Consider the following 16,815-nt stretch of genomic DNA (forward strand, 5'->3'; position numbering starts at 1 on the left):
CGCCCGCGACAATCTCGTCGGCACGCAATTCCACCCGGAAAAGAGCCAGGCGCTGGGCCTCGCCCTGATCACCAATTTCCTGCGCTGGAGGCCCTAGAGCATGATCCCGAAAAGTGGACCCCGGTTTTCTCGGACAAACGGTCCCGTTTGTCCCGAGATCATGCTCAAGCAAAGGGGAAACCGATGAGCAAGAAGGGTTACTGGATGGCGATGGTCGAGGTGACCGATCCGGAAAACTATCCGCTATACATTGCCGCCAACAAAGCGGCTTTCGACAAATATGGCGCAAAATTCCTGACCCGCGGCGGTCAGTCGTCGAGCCCGGAAGGGTCGTCGGGCAATCGCCATGTCATCATCGAGTTCGAGAGCTACGCGGTCGCACTCGCCTGCTTCCATTCGCCCGAATACCAGGCGGCGCTGAAGTTCCGACGTCTCTATTCGACATCGCATTTCGCCATTGTGGAAGGCGCCTGAACGGATGATCCTTTTCCCCGCCATCGATCTCAAGGACGGCCAGTGCGTGCGCCTGAAGCACGGCGACATGGCCACCGCGACCATCTACAACGATGATCCTGCAGCGCAGGCGCGGGCCTTCGAGCAACAGGGCTTCGAATGGCTGCATGTCGTCGACCTCAACGGCGCTTTCCAGGGCCAGAGCGTCAACAGCGCGGCGGTCGGCGCCATCCTCAAGGCGACGAAGAACCCTGTGCAGCTCGGCGGCGGCATCCGCACGCTGGCGCAGATCGAGGACTGGCTCGATCGCGGGCTGGCCCGTGTCATCCTCGGCACGGTGGCGGTGCGTGACCCGGACCTGGTCAGACAGGCCTGCAAGGCGTTTCCGGGCAAGGTCGCCGTCGGCATCGACGCCAAGGGCGGCAAGGTCGCCGTCGAGGGCTGGGCCGAGGCGTCGAGCCTCGGCGTCGTCGAACTGGCGAGGAAATTCGAGGGCGCCGGAGTCGCCGCCATCATCTACACCGATATCGATCGCGACGGCGTTTTGACAGGCATCAACTGGGACGCCACCATCGATCTCGCCGATGCCGTATCGATCCCGGTCATCGCGTCGGGCGGCCTCGCCTCGATCGCCGACATCATGCGCATGACCATGCCCGATGCGCAAAAGCTCGAAGGGGCGATCTCCGGGCGCGCGCTCTATGACGGCCGCATCGATCCGGCCGAGGCCCTGGCGATCCTGCAGGGCAGGGCGGAGACGCGGACGTGAAAATCTCCATCATCCTGGCCTCCTACGACAGCGGTCATTACCATGGCGGCATGGGCCAGGGCCCGGACGCACTGATATCAGGCGGGCTCGTCGACGCGCTGACCATGGCCGGCCATGACGTTACGGTGGAAGACATCGGCAGGGTCGGAGACATCCAGGAGCGCGAGATCGCCACCGGCTTTGCTGTCTGCAACGCGGTTGCGACCGAGGTTCGCCTTGCCCGTGACGCCGGTCGGTTTCCCATCGTCCTTGCGGGAAATTGCCTGACATCAGCCGGTGCGGTCGCCGGCGAGGACGCCGATGCGATCATCTGGGCCGACCAGCATGGCGACCTCAACACGCCCGAGACATCGGCATACGGCTTTCTCGACGGCATGGCGCTGGCGACGGTGCTTGGCCTGTGCTGGAGGCCGATGGCGTCGGCCATTCCCGGCTTCAAGCCGATCGATCCGTCGCGTTGCGTGCTCGTCAACGCGCGCGATCTCGATCCGGACGAGAAGCGGCTGCTGGAGACGCTGCCGATCGTGCGGACGGAATGCGCCGGGGTGGCCCAGGCGACCGAAAGACTGAAGATCGCCGGCGCCAAACGCGTGCACATGCACCTCGATATGGACGTGCATGATCCCCGCGAGTTGCAGGCCAACCGCTATATCACTTCGGGCGGCCCGAGCCCGGAGCAGTTGCGCGACGCCACTTGCGCCATGGCGCTTGCGGTGCCGGTCGTCGGCATCACCGTCTCCGCCTACGATCCGGCTTTCGACGCGCAGGCCGATGTTCCGCCGCTGGTCGGCCAGTTGCTGAACGATCTCATCGCCACGATAGAGGGCCGCTGATGCTGAAAGCCCGTGTCATCCCCTGTCTCGACGTCAAGAACGGCCGTGTCGTCAAGGGCGTCAACTTCGTCGATCTCGTCGACGCCGGCGATCCGGTCGAGGCGGCCAAGGCCTATGACGCGGCCGGCGCCGACGAGCTTTGCTTCCTCGACATCACTGCTTCGTCGGACAATCGCGAGACCATCTTCGACGTCATCGCACGCACCGCCGAACAATGTTTCATGCCGCTGACCGTCGGCGGCGGCGTGCGCCAGGTCGCCGACATCAGGAAGCTGCTCTTGGCCGGCGCGGACAAGGTGTCGATCAACACGGCGGCGGTGAAGAACCCGGACTTCGTTGCCGAGGCTGCCGACAAGTTCGGCAACCAGTGCATTGTCGTCGCCATCGACGCCAAGAAAGTGTCCGCCACCGGTGAGGCCGACCGCTGGGAGATCTTCACCCATGGTGGGCGCGAAAAGACCGGCATCGACGCGGTCGAGTTCGCGCGGAAAATGGTCGATCGCGGCGCCGGCGAGATCCTGCTGACCTCGATGGATCGCGACGGCACCAAGGCCGGCTACGACATCGCGCTGACCCGCGCGATATCAGACGCCGTGCGCGCGCCGGTCATCGCTTCCGGCGGCGTCGGCACGCTCGACCACATGGTCGAAGGCATTCGCGACGGCCATGCCGGTGCGGTGCTGGCCGCGTCCATCTTCCATTTCGGTACCTACACGATAGCGCAGGCCAAGGCGCATATGGCCGCCGCAGGGCTGCCGATGCGGCTGGACTCTGTGAATAATCGGCCCTAAAGCATGATCCCGAAAAGTGGGAACCGGTTTTCGGAAAAGATCATGCCTAAACAAGCAGATAGATGGCGCCATGGCTGAGTTTTCGCTGTCAGGTCTTGAAGAAACCATCAGGGAACGCGCCCATTCCGGCGACCCGGACTCGTGGACGGCAAAACTGTTCGCGCGCGGCATCGACAAGGCGGCGCAGAAACTCGGCGAGGAAGCAGTCGAGACGGTGATTGCCGCCGTCAAGGGCGACAAACAGGCCCTCGTTTCGGAAAGTGCCGATCTTATATATCATTGGCTCGTCGTTCTCGGCCTCTCGGGGGTTTTGCTGAGCGACGTGCTCAAGGAGCTCGAAGGCCGCACCCGGCGTTCGGGCATCGCCGAGAAGGCGTCACGGCCCAAGGGCTGACCGCGAGGAAGGGCAGGTATCTCGATGGATCAGCTCGCGCCGACCGAGAAGTATTCCCCGTTTCGCTTCTTCTCCGCCGAGCAATGGTCGCAATTCCGCGCCGACACGCCGCTGACGCTGAGTGCGGACGAATTCCGCCGCCTGCGGTCGCTCAACGATCCGGTCGATCTCGAAGAGGTCACGCGCATCTATCTGTCGCTGTCGCGGCTGTTGTCGGCTCATGTCGAAGCGAGCCAGCTGCTGTTTCGGCAACGCCAGGCCTTCTTCAACGCGGTCGACGTGGTCAAGACGCCCTTCATCATCGGCATCGCCGGTTCCGTCGCGGTCGGCAAATCGACCACCGCACGCGTGCTGAAGGAGCTTTTGGCGCGCTGGCCGTCGAGCCCCAAGGTCGATCTCATCACCACCGACGGCTTCCTGCTGCCCAACGAGGTCCTGCGCCGCGAGAACCTGATGGAGCGCAAGGGTTTTCCAGACAGTTACGATGTCGGCGCGCTGCTGCGCTTCCTGTCGGGCATCAAGTCGGCGCTGCCCGATGTCCGCGCGCCGGTCTATTCGCACCTCACCTATGACGTCATTCCCGGCGAGTTCGTCACCATCGACCGGCCCGACATATTGATCTTCGAAGGCATCAATGTCCTGCAGCCCGGCAAGCTGCCGCAGGACGGCAAGATCGTGCCTTTCCTGTCGGACTTCTTCGATTTCGCCATCTACATCGATGCCGACGAGAAGCTGATCCACAACTGGTACATTTCCCGCTTCATGCGGCTGCGTGAGACCGCCTTCCGCAATCCGGACTCCTTCTTTCACCGCTACTCGCAGCTGTCGGAGGGTTCGGCGCGCGCCATCGCCGAAGGCCTGTGGACCAACATCAATTTGAAGAATCTGCGCGAGAACATCCTGCCGACGCGGGCCCGCGCCGACTTGATCCTGCGCAAGGGCGCCGACCACCTGATCGAGGAAGTGGCGCTCAGGAAGCTGTGACGGCCGGCTTCGTCACCCGTCGCAATGTCAGATTGATCCGCCCACCGTTTTTCAGCAGCGCCGAGGTCGAGGGATAGATCCGATCGACGCCGTGAAAGCACAGCCGCCCCTCGCCGCCGAGCACCACGACATCACCGCTTTGCAGCCTGAACGACTTGGTGGCGCCATCACGCGTGGTCTGGCCAACCCGGAACAGGCAGTCGTCGCCGAGCGAGACGGAGACGACCGGCGCCGAAAAGTCGGCCTCGTCGCGGTCCTGATGCAGGCCCATCTTCGCATCCGCCGTGTAGAAATTGATCAGGCACGCTTCCGGCGGATGCGGATAGCCCGAGACCTCGCGCCACAGGTCGAGCAGCGCATCCGGAATTGGCGGCCAAGGCGCCCCGGTTAGCGGATGCGCCGGCTGGTAACGATAGCCGTGCTCCTTGTCGGTGACCCAGCCCAGCGGCCCGCAATTGGTCATGCGCACGCTCATCTCCTTGCCGGTGCGCGGCATGGCCGGCACGAACAGCGGCGCCTGCTGCACGATCCGTCTCACCTCGTCGACCAGTTCTTCCTGCACGGTGCGTGACAGGTAGGCCGGCATGTGGCGGACGCCTTTGGGCAGAACGAGCACGGATTCGATCGCCTCTTGGATGGTTCGGAACCGTAAAATGTCACGATCAAATGAAAACGGCGACCCGAAAGCCGCCGCTCTTGTCGAATTGGCAGTCGCCGATCAGGCGAGGTCGGGGATGCGCAGCACCTGGCCCGGATAGATCTTGTCGGGATGGGTCAGCATCGGCTTGTTGGCCTCGAATATGACCGTGTTCTTGACGCCTTGGCCCTTGCCGTAGCTTTTCTCGGCGATCTTCCAGAGATTGTCGCCCTTCTTCACGGTGTAAAAGGTGGGCTCCTTGGCCGGGGCGGCGGCCGTGCCAGGTGCTGGCGCGACCTGTAATTCGTCCGCCTGCACCTTGGAGACGCCGAGCGTGTTGCCGACGGCGATGACCGCCTTCTCGAAGATCGACTGGTCCTTGACCACACCCTTCAGCACCGCCGTATCGCCGTTGACGACGACCTCGACGCCATCGGTGCCGAGCTTGTGCGAATCGAGCTCCTTCTTGAGTGTGTCGGCCGTGGGTGCGGCTTCGTCGTCACCGCCGATGCCCAGTTTCTTGCCGACACTCTTGACGAAATCGAACATGCCCATCGTTGGTCTCCATTGCTGTGGTGGGTGATCGCAGCTTGCCATCTGCAACCCAGAATTGGAAGCCACCCGCGCGTTGCAGCTTCGCGGTGCTTAATCGTTCTCCACCCGGCCGCGCAGCTTCTTGATCGTGCCTCGCCCGGCCTTGCTCTTCAGCCGCCGTTCCACGGCACCCTTTGACGGCCGCGTCTTCTTGCGCGGTGGCGGCGGCGGTTCGGCGGCCTTGGCGACCAGTGCCGTCAGCCGTGCCCGCGCATCCGCCCGGTTCTGTTCCTGGGTGCGGAAGCGGCCCGCTTCGATGACAACGACGCCGTCCTTGGTGGCACGCTGGCCGGCAAGCTTGATCGTCCGCTCGCGCACGCGCTCCGACAGACCCGCTGCGTTGGCGGCGTCGAAGCGCAGTTGCACCGCCGTCGCCACCTTGTTGACGTTCTGGCCGCCGGGACCGGACGAGCGGATGAAATCCTCGTGCAGGTCGCCCGGATGGATCACCGCATCGCCTGATATGATGATGTTGTCGTCGCTCGCCATGCCGCAGTCATGGCGCGGCGGATCGAAAAAGAAAAGGCCCGATCGAACCGGGCCTTTCAACGAAGCTGAACCCCGTAGCGCGATTACTCCGCCGCTTCCTGCATGCGCGGCGCCGCACCCAGCACCACGGCATCGACATGGCTTTCGAATTTCTCGAAATTGACGGCGAACATGCCGACCAGCCTTGCCGCCTGCCGGTCATAGCCGGCCTTGTCGGCCCAGGTGGAGCGCGGGTCGAGAATGGCGCTGTCGACGCCTCGAACCGCCACCGGCACCTCGAAACCGAAATGAGGGTCGGTGCGGAACTCGGCCGTCTTGAGCGAGCCGTCGAGTGCGGCGGCAAGCAAGGCCCGCGTCGCCTTGATCGGCATGCGCTTGCCGGTGCCGTAGGCGCCGCCGGTCCAGCCGGTGTTGACCAGCCAGCAATCGGCGCCGTGGCGGGCAATCAGCTCGCGCAGCAGATTGCCGTATTCCGATGGATGGCGCGGCATGAACGGGGCGCCGAAACAGGTCGAAAACGTCGCTTCGGGCTCGGTCACGCCCTTTTCGGTTCCGGCCACCTTGGCGGTGTAGCCGGAGAGGAAATGATACATCGCCTGCGCCGGGGTCAGCCGCGCGATCGGCGGCATCACGCCGAACGCATCGGCGGTCAGCATGATGATGTTCTTCGGATGGTTGGCGCGGCCGGTCTTGCTGGCGTTGGGGATGAAATCCAGCGGGTAGGCGCAGCGTGTGTTTTCGGTCAGCCTTCCGTCGTTGAAATCCGGCACGCCATCAGCGTCGAGCACGACATTTTCCAGCACCGTGCCGAAGCGCTGCGTGGTGGCGAAGATTTCCGGCTCGGCTTCCGCCGACAGCTTGATCGTCTTGGCGTAGCAGCCGCCTTCGAAATTGAAGATGCCGTGGGGTCCCCAGCCATGCTCGTCGTCGCCGATCAGCGTGCGCGAGGGATCGGCCGAGAGTGTCGTCTTGCCGGTGCCCGACAGGCCGAAGAAGATGGCGGCGTCGCCGGCCATACCCTCGTTGGCCGAGCAATGCATCGGCATCACGCCTTTCGCCGGCAGCAGATAGTTGAGCATGGTGAACACCGACTTCTTCATCTCGCCGGCATAGGAGGTGCCGCCGATCAGCACGACCTTGCGCGTGAGATCCACGGCGATCACCGTTTCGGTGCGGCTGCCGTGGCGGGCGGGATCGGCGCGGAAGGACGGCAGGTCGATGATCGTCATGGCAGGCACGAAATGCTCGAGCTCGGCGGCATCGGGACGAATGAGCAGATTGCGGATGAACAGCGAGTGCCAGGCAAATTCGGTGATCACCCTGGTCGGCAGCTTCAGCTCCGCATCGGCGCCGCCGATCAGGTCCTGGACGTATAGATCCTTGTCCCAGGCATGCGTCTGGAAATCGGCGAGCAGCGTGTCGAACTGGGCTTGTGAAATTGCCTTGTTGTTGTCCCACCAGACATGCGGTTCGGTGTCACTGTTGCGGACGACAAACTTGTCCTTGGGCGAGCGGCCGGTATGCTGGCCTGTCTCGGCGACCAACGCGCCATGTGCGGTCAAGCGGGCCTCGCCGCGCCGGATCGAGTCCTCATAAAGAGCAGCCGCACCGAAATTATAGCGCACCACGCCGGTGGTTTTCAGGCCGATATGATCGATCGCGCAGGCGGAATTGCGTTTGCCGACTTCCGACATCGAGTGTCCCTCTTGGATTTGCCGCATCTTTGCCGGCACCTTCCCGGCACGCCCACTACGCGGGCTGAGATGGTCAGAACCAGAAAAGTCAAATGATATCAAATCATTAATCGATTTAAATATTTTGAAAGTTGTTTAAATCGTTTATATGTGCAAAAAGTTTCGCGGTTGCCCAAAGGATTGGCGATGTACGTTCGTCCAATCCATGTCGAGGTAGGATTGTGGCCGCCGGCATGCCGCGCGTGACAGCGGACAAGGCCTATGCCACATTTTGTACCTAATTTGTCCTGCAAAAGCCCCTTCTCTACGACAGAAGGGACAGCTCATGAGGGAGCCGCTTGAAATGGCAACAATCGCGCTTGTCGATGACGACCGCAACATTCTGACATCGGTGTCGATCGCCCTGGAATCCGAGGGGTATCGCGTCGAGACCTACACGGATGGTGCGTCGGCGCTGGAAGGCCTGGCGGCACGCCCGCCGAACCTTGCCATTCTCGACATCAAGATGCCGCGCATGGACGGCATGGAACTGCTGCGCCGGATGCGCCAGAAGTCCGACCTGCCGGTGATCTTCCTGACCTCCAAGGACGACGAGATCGACGAATTGTTCGGTCTCAAGATGGGCGCCGACGATTTCATCCGCAAACCCTTCTCACAGCGCCTGCTGGTCGAGCGCGTGCGCGCCGTGCTGCGCCGCGCCAGTGCCCGCGAGGCTGCAGCCAAGACGCCAAGCCAGCAGGCCCGCTCTCTCGAGCGCGGCCAGCTCGTCATGGACCAGGAGCGCCACACCTGCACCTGGAAAGGCGAGCCGGTGACGCTCACCGTCACCGAGTTCCTGATCCTGCATTCGCTGGCGCAGCGTCCCGGTGTCGTAAAAAGCCGTGATGCGCTGATGGATTCGGCTTATGATGAACAGGTCTATGTCGACGACCGCACCATCGACAGCCACATCAAGCGGCTGCGCAAGAAGTTCAAGGCCGTCGACGACGACTTCGAGATGATCGAAACCCTTTACGGAGTCGGATACCGGTTCCGCGAAGCATAAGTAGCAGGGCCTGCTATTCGATGGCAGTGGAAGCACAGCGAACAAGACCGGCGGGCGCCTCCAGGCGGCCGTCGCGGATCATGCCGTCCTTCGTCTCGAAGATCACGGTGCCGATGCGCCGCTTCCTTGGCCATCACATCTTTTCCAGCCTGACGCGGCGTATCCTGTTCCTCAACCTTGCCGGCCTCGCCGTGCTGGTGACCGGCATCCTCTATCTCAACACCTTCCGCGACGGGCTGATCGACGCCCGCGTCGAAAGCCTGATGACCCAGGGCGAGATCATCGCCGGCGCCATCGCCGCTTCGGCGACGGTCGAGACGGATTCGATCAGCATCGACCCGGAAAAGCTGCTTGAACTGCAGGCCGGCGAAAGCCTTGGGCCGGGCTCGGACCAGCTCGACAATCTCGACTTTCCGATCAACCCGGAGCGTGTCGCACCGGTGCTTAGAAGGCTGATCTCGCCGACCAGGACCCGCGCCCGCATCTATGACCGCGACGCCAATCTGCTGCTCGATTCGCGCCACCTCTATTCGCGTGGCCAGATCCTGCGCTACGACCTGCCGCCGGTCGAGGAAGAAGAGCCCGATCTGGTCGAGCGCATCCAGAAATTCGTCTTCGACTTCTTCCGCAACACCGAGCTGCCGGTCTATCACGAGCAGCCGGGCGGCAATGGCGCCGCTTTCCCGGAAGTGGTCAAGGCGCTCACCGGCAGCCCTTCGACCATCGTGCGCGTCAGCGAGCAGGGCGAGCAGATCGTTTCGGTGGCGGTGCCGATCCAGCGCTTTCGTGCCGTCCTGGGCGTGCTGATGCTGTCGACCGAAGGCGGCGACATCGACAAGATCGTCGCCGCCGAGCGCAAGGCGATCCTGCGCGTCTTCGGCATCGCGGCCCTTGTCACCGCCATCCTGTCGATGCTGCTCGCCTCGACCATCGCCAATCCGCTGCGCCGGCTGTCGGCGGCGGCGGTGCGAGTGCGGCGCGGCGTCAAGAGCCGTGAGGAGATCCCCGACTTTTCCGACCGCCAGGACGAGATCGGCAATCTGTCGATCGCCATACGCGACATGACCAACGCGCTCTACGCCCGGATCGAGGCGATCGAAAGCTTCGCGGCCGATGTCTCGCACGAGCTGAAAAACCCGCTGACGTCGCTGCGCAGCGCGGTGGAGACCTTGCCGCTGGCCAAGAACGACGATTCGCGCGGCCGGCTGATGGATATCATCCAGCACGATGTCAGGCGGCTGGACCGGCTCATCACCGATATTTCCGACGCATCGCGCCTGGACGCGGAACTCGCGCGTGAAGATGCGGGAACGGTCGATTTGAAGAAATTCATCACCGATCTGGTCGCCGTTTCGCGCGAAGCGACGCGCAACAAGAAGGCGGTCGAGATCGAGTTCAAGGCCGCCAAACTGCCGCAGGGCGTCAAAGGCTATGTCGTCGTCGGCCATGATCTGCGCATCGGCCAGGTCATCACCAATTTGATCGAGAACGCCCGTTCCTTCGTTCCCGAGGATCATGGCCACATCAGCCTGTCGCTGGCGCGTGCCGGCAAGTTCAACATCGTCACCGTCGACGACAATGGCCCCGGCATCCGCGCCGACAACATCGACCGCATCTTCGAACGCTTCTACACGGACCGGCCGGCCGGCGAGGCGTTCGGCCAGAATTCGGGCCTTGGCCTGTCGATATCCAGGCAGATCGTCGAGGCCCATGGCGGCACGCTCACCGCCGAGAACATCCCCGGCACCAAACCCGGCGAGATCAAGGGCGCGCGTTTTGTGGTGACGTTGCCGGCCGAAGGCTGAGAGCATGAATTCCAACCATGCCTGGTCCAGCCGTGCAGCCTGAAAACATTCACGCGACAATGGTTTTGATCGGCGAGCGCGGCATTCTCATCACCGGAGCCTCCGGCTCGGGCAAGACGGCGCTGGCGCTGGCGCTCATAGATCATTGTCGCCAGCGCGGATCGTTCGCGCGGCTCGTCGGTGACGATCAGCTCTTTGTCGAGGCGCATGCCGGGCGGCTTCTGTGCCGCGCTCCCGCCGCCATAGAAGGCCTCGTCGAGGTGCCTGGGCTCGGCCCCCGGCCTCTGCCATTCGAGCCGGCAGGCCTCGTCGACCTGCATGTCCACCTGGTGCCGGCCGATGAAGCGCCGCGCTTCCAGGAGGATGCCGCTAGCAGCATCGTGGGTTGTCTGGTGCCACAGGTCGATGTGGTCGAACGCAATATCCCGGCGGCCTTACCGGTCGTGATGGCGCGGCTGTCGATCGCGCCTTTTCTATGATCCGCTCCGGGTTTTTTGCTGCAATGCGTCAAAATGGCATGCGCCTGCGCAATTTTGGGCTTGTCAACGGGCCGCGCGTCGACAAGATAGCGCTCCCGCCGCCTGGATTGGCTGGCGAGCATAAAATGCGCCTGTGAAGCGGCGATGACGGGAGCCACCAAAGAATGATCGGACTCGTGCTTGTAACGCACGGTCAACTGGCCACCGAGTTCCGACATGCCGTCGAACATGTCGTCGGGCCACAAGACAATTTCGAAACCGTGGCGATCGGTGCCGACGACGATATGGAGCAGCGTCGGCGCGACATTGTCGACGCGGTTGCCCGTGTCGACACCGGGGCGGGCGTCATCGTGCTGACCGACATGTTCGGCGGCACGCCCTCCAATCTTGCCATCTCGGTGATGGAGTCCGGCCGCACCGAGGTGATCGCCGGCATGAATCTGCCGATGCTGATCAAGCTCTCCTCGATCCGCAAGGGCGACAACATGGCGGCCGCCCTTGATGAGGCCCAGGCCGCCGGTCGCAAATACATCAATGTTGCCAGCCAGCTCCTGAGCAGCAAATGACCGCGCTGTCCCCGGAAAAAGATCAGATAGTCCGGGATTTTCCCATCATCAACCAGCGCGGCCTTCATGCGCGCGCTTCGGCGAAGTTCGTCCAGCTGGCCAGCGGCTTCGATGCCTCGGTGCATGTCGAGAAGGATGGCGTCAAGGTTGGCGGCACCTCGATCATGGGCCTGATGATGCTGGCGGCAAGCCCCGGCTATTCGATCCGCGTCACCGCCAGCGGGCCGGAGGCCCAGCAGGTCATCGACGCCCTGGAGCAACTGGTGGCGTCCCGCTTCGGCGAGGAATGCTGATCTGGTAGAGCGCGATATGCGTCCGAGAGACATGCAGGGATAAAGATTTCTTTATATCCCATTGTCGTCCTTGCTCCGATCTGCTAGTCAGGCCGGCAATTCGCGCCCTTGGACGCGCCGACCGGCGCGGGCGTGTCCGCAACAAATTCGCAAGCACAACATTCGCATCGGAGTACTGCCATGACGGGTAGCAAGGACTATGTGGTCGCCGACATCTCGCTTGCCGGCTGGGGCCGCAAGGAACTCGAGATCGCCGAAACCGAAATGCCGGGCCTGATGGCCTGCCGTGAGGAATTCGGCCCCAAGCAGCCGCTCAAGGGTGCGCGCATCACCGGCTCGCTGCACATGACCATCCAGACGGCGGTGCTGATCGAGACGCTGAAGGCGCTTGGCGCCGATATCCGCTGGGCCTCCTGCAACATCTTCTCGACCCAGGACCATGCGGCCGCGGCCATCGCCGAGGCCGGCATCCCGGTGTTTGCCGTCAAGGGCGAGTCGCTGGAGGAGTATTGGGACTACACCGACAAGATCTTCCAGTGGGCCGATGGCGGCCTCTCCAACATGATCCTCGATGATGGCGGCGACGCCACCATGTACATCCTGATCGGCGCCCGCGCCGAGGCCGGCGAGGACGTGCTGTCCAACCCGCAGAGCGAGGAAGAGGAATATTTCTACGCCCAGGTCAAGAAGCGCCTGAAGGCTTCGCCCGGCTTCTTCACCAAGCAGAAGGCGGCGATCCGCGGCGTCACCGAAGAGACGACCACCGGCGTCAACCGCCTCTACCAGCTGCAGAAGAAGGGCCTGCTGCCCTTCCCCGCAATCAACGTCAACGACTCGGTCACCAAGTCGAAGTTCGACAACAAGTATGGCTGCAAGGAATCGCTGGTCGACGGCATCCGCCGCGGCACCGACACGATGATGGCCGGCAAGGTCGCTGTCGTGTGCGGTTATGGCGACGTCGGCAAGGGCTCGTCGGCCTCGCTCAAGGGCGCCGGTGCCCGCGTCAAGGTCACCGAGGTCGATCCGATCTGCGCCCTGCAGGCTGCGATGGACGGTTTTGAAGTCGTCACGCTGGAAGATGCAGCCCCCACCGCCGACATCGTCATCACCACCACCGGCAACAAGGATGTCGTCACCCTCGACCATATGCGCTCGATGAAGGACATGGTCATCGTCGGCAACATCGGCCACTTCGACAATGAGATCCAGGTCGCCGCGCTGCGCAATTTGAAATGGACCAACGTCAAGCCGCAGGTCGATATGATCACCTTCGCGGACGGCAAGCGGATGATCCTTTTGTCGGAAGGACGGCTGCTCAATCTCGGCAACGCCACCGGCCACCCGAGCTTCGTCATGTCGGCATCCTTCACCAACCAGGTGCTGGCGCAGATCGAGCTCTACACCAAGCCCGGCCAGTACGAGAACCAGGTCTATGTCCTGCCCAAGCATCTCGACGAAAAGGTCGCCCGCCTGCATCTCGACAAGCTCGGCGCCCGCCTGACCGAACTGTCGGGTGAACAGGCCGCCTATATCGGCGTCACGCCGCAGGGTCCGTTCAAGCCGGAACACTACCGCTATTAACCAAAGCTAAAATTACTACCAGATATTGAGGCCGGGCGATTGACTTTTCGCCCGGCCTTATTTTTGCGCGCCATCAGCCTTCACGCCGATTCGGCGAGGGGTTATTGTCAGGTGATTCGGCGATGCTTCCAGCCCGAGAGGGTCAAGAGAGGCACGCATCAGGGCGGTCTTGCATTCAGGCGGCGGAGAGGACCAAGACATGCCGGGGCAACACCCGCACAGAGCGGGACGGGCCGTTTCCGGCGGCCATGACGATTCGGGGATTGCTGGCTCCGCCCTGGAAGGGGGGAGCCTGTCCTGGCGCGCCCGCGCGTCGACATTCCTTGCCACCTCCGCGCTCGCGGGGCCCTTGGCCGGCGCCGCCGCGCATGCCGAGACCGCTGTTGCCAGCGTCGCCGGACTGTCGGTGAGTGCCATTGATGTCATGCAGCTTGCAGTGTTCGTCGGCGTGACGGGTGCCGCACTGATATCGGCCATCGTTCTCATCCGCGAAAGAGCCCGCACCTCGGCGGAGAATGTCGAACTCAGGAGCCGCCTCGCCGACATCAACGCGGCGCTCCGCCGTTCCGAGGCGCTGCTCAATCTGCGCGACCAGCGCGTCGTCGTCTGGGCTGCGGAAAACAAGAAGCCCGAGCTCATCGGCACATTGCCCGTCGAAAGCGGCGCTCCCGAGGATAGGGCCGCTTTTCTTGCTTTCGGCCGCTGGCTGATGCCGCGTTCGGCGGCGGCACTCGAACATGCCGTCGCGGGATTGCGCGAAAAGGCCAAACCCTTCGACCTGGTCATCGAATCGCAGGCCGGTGCGCCGCTCGAAGTGCATGGCCGCAAGAGTGCCGCGCATGTGCTCGTGCGTTTCCTCTCGCTCTCGGAGACGCAGCGCAGCCAGGCCAGACTGAAGATCGAGAACCAGCGGCTGGCCGCCGACCACGACACGATGATCGGCCTGCTCGACGCGCTGAACATGCCGGCGTGGCTCCGCGGCGAGGATGGCGGGCTGAAGTGGGTCAACCGCGCCTATGCCGATGCCGTCGAAGCCGAAAATGCCGAAGCCGCGGTTCGGGAGAAGAAAGAGTTCCTCGGCGGCCAGGCGCGCGATGCGATTGCCGCCCAGCACAGGACGCATCCGGTTTTCGAGCAGTCGCTGTCCACCGTGATCGAAGGCGACCGCCGTGTGTTCGCGGTCACCGATTTCGCCGGCAGCGATGGCTCGGCCGGCCTTGCCTGCGACACCAGTGCCATCGAAGCCGTTCGCGGCGAATACGAACGGACGGTGCGAAGCCACGCCGACACGCTCGACCAGCTCAACACGGCGGTCGCCATTTTCGACACCGACGAGAAGCTGCGGTTCTTCAACCAGGCCTTCCAGAAGCTTTGGGGCCTGGAGGCAGGCTTCCTGCACAGCGCTCCAGACAATGCCTTGCTGCTCGACCGGCTGCGCAGCGAAGGCAAGATCGCCGAACAGCCTGAATGGCGCCGCTGGAAGGAAGGCCTGCTCGGTGCCTATCGCGCTGTGGAATCCCAGGAACATTGGTGGCATCTGCCGGATGGCAAGACCATCCGCGTCGTCGCCAATCCGCAGCCCAAGGGCGGCGTCACCTGGGTGTTCGAGAACCTGACCGAGAAGATGGACCTCGAGAGCCGCTACCAGACAGCGGTGCGGGTCCAGGGCGAGACGCTCGACAATCTTGCCGAAGGCGTAGCGGTGTTCGGACCCGACGGCAGGCTCCGGCTGTCGAATCCTGCCTTTGCCACGCTCTGGGGATTGAGCGGCGAAGCGGCCAAGCCCAGCGTCCATGTTTCCACCATCCGCGACCTTTGCGACCGGCAGGCGGCGGACAGCCCCTGGCCCGGCTTTGTTGCCGCCGTCACCGGCTTCGACGACGAGCGCCGCGACCGCCACGGACAGACCGAGCTCAACAACGGCAACGTGTTGAGTTACGCCATGATCCCGCTGCCCAACGGGCAGGTGATGATGACCTTCGTCGACGTCACCGACAGCGTCCATGTCGAGCGGGCGCTGAAGGACAAGAACGAGGCGCTGCAAAAATCCGACCAGCTCAAGAACGAATTCGTCCAGCATGTTTCCTATGAACTGCGCTCGCCGCTGACCAACATCATCGGCTTCACCGAACTCCTGTCACAGCCCACGACCGGTCCGCTGACGCAGAAGCAGCGGGAATATGTCGAGCATGTCAGCTCCTCCTCCGCGGTCCTGCTCACCATCGTCAACGACATACTCGACCTGGCGACGGTGGACGCCGGCATCATGCAGCTCGATATTTCCGAGGTGCAGGTCGATCGCACCATCGCCGCTGCGGCCGAACTGGTGGCCGACCGGCTGGAAGAGCATTCGATCAGGCTCGAGGTTGAAGCAGCCTCGGCGCCGAAGACGTTTCACGGCGATGAGGTCCGCGTCCGCCAGATCCTCTACAATCTGCTCAGCAACGCCGCCAATTACGCCCCGGAAGCCAGCACCATCCGGCTCACTTGCCGCCATCTGGCGGACGGGGTGGAATTCTCGGTCCATGACGACGGTCCCGGTATGCCGCCCGATGTGCTCGATTCGGTGTTCCGCCGTTTCGAGCCGCGCGCCGGCCTCGGCCTGTCGATCGTCAAGAGCTTCGTCGAGCTGCATGGCGGCAGCGTTCGCATCGAAACCGGCAAGGACAAGGGCACGACCGTCATCTGCACCTTTCCAGACATGCCGGGCATCCGTGCCGCGGCCGAGTAGCGCGTTCGATGACCGGACTGGTGCTGGAGCGATTACTCGCCGACGAGACCCAGACAGCGCGGCTGGGCGAAGATCTGGCGCTGTCGCTGCGCCCAGGCGACGTGCTTGCCCTGAAGGGCGATCTGGGCGCCGGCAAGTCGACGCTGGCGCGGGCCTTGATCAGGACCTTGGCCGACGATGCCGGCCTCGACGTTCCGAGCCCGACCTTCACGCTGGTGCAGAGCTACGACACCCGCATTCCGGTGCATCATTTCGATCTCTACCGCCTGTCCTCGGCCGACGAGATCGATGAGCTTGGTTTCGACGAAGCCTTGGCGCAAGGTGCTGCTTTGGTCGAATGGCCGGAGCGGGCGGAAGCCCATCTGCCGAAAACCACGGTCCTGATCGAGCTCGTCCAGCATGGCAACGGCCGGCTGGCACGATTGTCGGGGCAGGGACCTGCCTTCGATCGGGCCGCAAGGTCGCTGGCCATGCGCGACTTTCTCGTGAGCGCCGGCTGGGCGCAAGCGCAGCGCCGCCATTTCATTGGCGATGCTTCTGCCCGCTCTTACGAGATCGTTTCGCTGCCGGGCCAAAAGCCGCAAGTGCTGATGAACTCGCCACGGCTGGTGCTCGGCCCGCCGGTCCGCGACGGCAAGCCCTATGCCGAGATCGCCCACACCGCCCAGCCGGTTTCC

18 protein-coding genes and 1 pseudogene are annotated in these 16,815 nt (G+C 63.4%); 15 read left to right on the forward strand and 4 right to left on the reverse strand.

What is annotated here, in order from left to right:
- From EN884_RS39305 to coaA, 7 genes and pseudogenes are all read left to right on the forward strand, one after another.
- Positions 1 to 97: pseudogene (locus EN884_RS39305) on the forward strand (imidazole glycerol phosphate synthase subunit HisH); the annotation flags it as partial.
- A gap of 86 nt (positions 98 to 183) precedes the next feature.
- The gene (locus EN884_RS03515; protein WP_013528347.1) at positions 184 to 474 is read left to right on the forward strand and encodes a DUF1330 domain-containing protein; all 291 of its coding nucleotides are present in this window, start codon (positions 184 to 186) and stop codon (positions 472 to 474) included.
- Positions 475 to 478: 4 nt separating this feature from the next.
- Entirely contained in the window at positions 479 to 1,222 is a 744-nt protein-coding gene (hisA, locus tag EN884_RS03520) for a 1-(5-phosphoribosyl)-5-[(5-phosphoribosylamino)methylideneamino]imidazole-4-carboxamide isomerase (protein WP_063169780.1), read from the forward strand.
- A complete protein-coding gene (locus EN884_RS03525; RefSeq protein WP_063169781.1) occupies positions 1,219 to 2,055 on the forward strand; it encodes an arginase family protein in 837 nt (278 codons plus the stop codon). Before hisA ends, EN884_RS03525 begins: the two co-directional genes overlap by 4 nt.
- Positions 2,052 to 2,846 (forward strand): imidazole glycerol phosphate synthase subunit HisF, encoded by a 795-nt coding sequence (hisF, locus tag EN884_RS03530; RefSeq protein WP_024501998.1) that lies wholly within the window; start codon positions 2,052 to 2,054, stop codon positions 2,844 to 2,846. Before EN884_RS03525 ends, hisF begins: the two co-directional genes overlap by 4 nt.
- Before the next feature lie 70 nt (positions 2,847 to 2,916).
- A complete protein-coding gene (locus EN884_RS03535; protein WP_013528343.1) occupies positions 2,917 to 3,240 on the forward strand; it encodes a phosphoribosyl-ATP diphosphatase in 324 nt (107 codons plus the stop codon).
- A 24-nt stretch (positions 3,241 to 3,264) separates the two neighbouring features.
- The gene (gene coaA / locus EN884_RS03540) at positions 3,265 to 4,224 is read left to right on the forward strand and encodes a type I pantothenate kinase (RefSeq protein WP_013528342.1); all 960 of its coding nucleotides are present in this window, start codon (positions 3,265 to 3,267) and stop codon (positions 4,222 to 4,224) included.
- Here coaA and EN884_RS03545 read toward each other — a convergent pair.
- The 4 genes from EN884_RS03545 to EN884_RS03560 form a co-directional block, all read right to left on the reverse strand.
- Positions 4,211 to 4,840, reverse strand: a complete 630-nt coding sequence (locus tag EN884_RS03545) for an alpha-ketoglutarate-dependent dioxygenase AlkB (RefSeq protein WP_013528341.1) — start codon at positions 4,838 to 4,840, stop codon at positions 4,211 to 4,213. The two genes, coaA and EN884_RS03545, sit on opposite strands and share 14 nt — an antisense overlap.
- Positions 4,841 to 4,942: 102 nt before the next feature.
- On the reverse strand, positions 4,943 to 5,416 hold the full coding sequence (gene lysM, locus EN884_RS03550; RefSeq protein WP_013528340.1) for a peptidoglycan-binding protein LysM: 474 nt from the start codon (positions 5,414 to 5,416) through the stop codon (positions 4,943 to 4,945).
- 90 nt (positions 5,417 to 5,506) lie between these two features.
- Positions 5,507 to 5,944, reverse strand: a complete 438-nt coding sequence (gene arfB / locus EN884_RS03555; protein WP_063170436.1) for an alternative ribosome rescue aminoacyl-tRNA hydrolase ArfB — start codon at positions 5,942 to 5,944, stop codon at positions 5,507 to 5,509.
- Between the two features lie 83 nt (positions 5,945 to 6,027).
- Entirely contained in the window at positions 6,028 to 7,638 is a 1,611-nt protein-coding gene (locus EN884_RS03560; protein WP_063169782.1) for a phosphoenolpyruvate carboxykinase, read from the reverse strand.
- A 343-nt stretch (positions 7,639 to 7,981) separates the two neighbouring features.
- On the opposite strand from EN884_RS03560, the gene EN884_RS03565 reads away from it, so the two are divergent.
- The 8 genes from EN884_RS03565 to tsaE all read left to right on the forward strand — a co-directional run.
- Entirely contained in the window at positions 7,982 to 8,683 is a 702-nt protein-coding gene (locus EN884_RS03565) for a response regulator transcription factor (protein WP_013528337.1), read from the forward strand.
- 20 nt (positions 8,684 to 8,703) lie between these two features.
- On the forward strand, positions 8,704 to 10,488 hold the full coding sequence (locus EN884_RS03570; RefSeq protein WP_013528336.1) for a sensor histidine kinase: 1,785 nt from the start codon (positions 8,704 to 8,706) through the stop codon (positions 10,486 to 10,488).
- A 17-nt stretch (positions 10,489 to 10,505) separates the two neighbouring features.
- The gene (locus tag EN884_RS03575) at positions 10,506 to 10,967 is read left to right on the forward strand and encodes a hypothetical protein (RefSeq protein WP_013528335.1); all 462 of its coding nucleotides are present in this window, start codon (positions 10,506 to 10,508) and stop codon (positions 10,965 to 10,967) included.
- 164 nt (positions 10,968 to 11,131) lie between these two features.
- Complete coding sequence (locus EN884_RS03585) at positions 11,132 to 11,533, forward strand: PTS sugar transporter subunit IIA (RefSeq protein WP_010912939.1); 402 nt, start codon at positions 11,132 to 11,134, stop codon at positions 11,531 to 11,533.
- Entirely contained in the window at positions 11,530 to 11,826 is a 297-nt protein-coding gene (locus EN884_RS03590; RefSeq protein WP_013528333.1) for an HPr family phosphocarrier protein, read from the forward strand. Before EN884_RS03585 ends, EN884_RS03590 begins: the two co-directional genes overlap by 4 nt.
- 180 nt (positions 11,827 to 12,006) lie before the next feature.
- Positions 12,007 to 13,407, forward strand: a complete 1,401-nt coding sequence (gene ahcY, locus EN884_RS03595) for an adenosylhomocysteinase (RefSeq protein WP_013528332.1) — start codon at positions 12,007 to 12,009, stop codon at positions 13,405 to 13,407.
- A gap of 199 nt (positions 13,408 to 13,606) precedes the next feature.
- Positions 13,607 to 16,138 carry a PAS domain-containing sensor histidine kinase gene (locus EN884_RS03600; protein WP_128360470.1) on the forward strand — a complete coding sequence of 844 codons (2,532 nt, stop codon included), beginning with the start codon at positions 13,607 to 13,609 and terminating at the stop codon, positions 16,136 to 16,138.
- A gap of 8 nt (positions 16,139 to 16,146) precedes the next feature.
- The coding region (tsaE, locus tag EN884_RS03605; RefSeq protein WP_128360471.1) for a tRNA (adenosine(37)-N6)-threonylcarbamoyltransferase complex ATPase subunit type 1 TsaE at positions 16,147 to 16,815 on the forward strand (669 nt) is incomplete at its 3' end.

The sequence above is a fragment of the Mesorhizobium sp. M7A.F.Ca.AU.001.01.1.1 genome (assembly GCF_004022735.1).
GTDB classification, from domain to species: domain Bacteria; phylum Pseudomonadota; class Alphaproteobacteria; order Rhizobiales; family Rhizobiaceae; genus Mesorhizobium; species Mesorhizobium ciceri.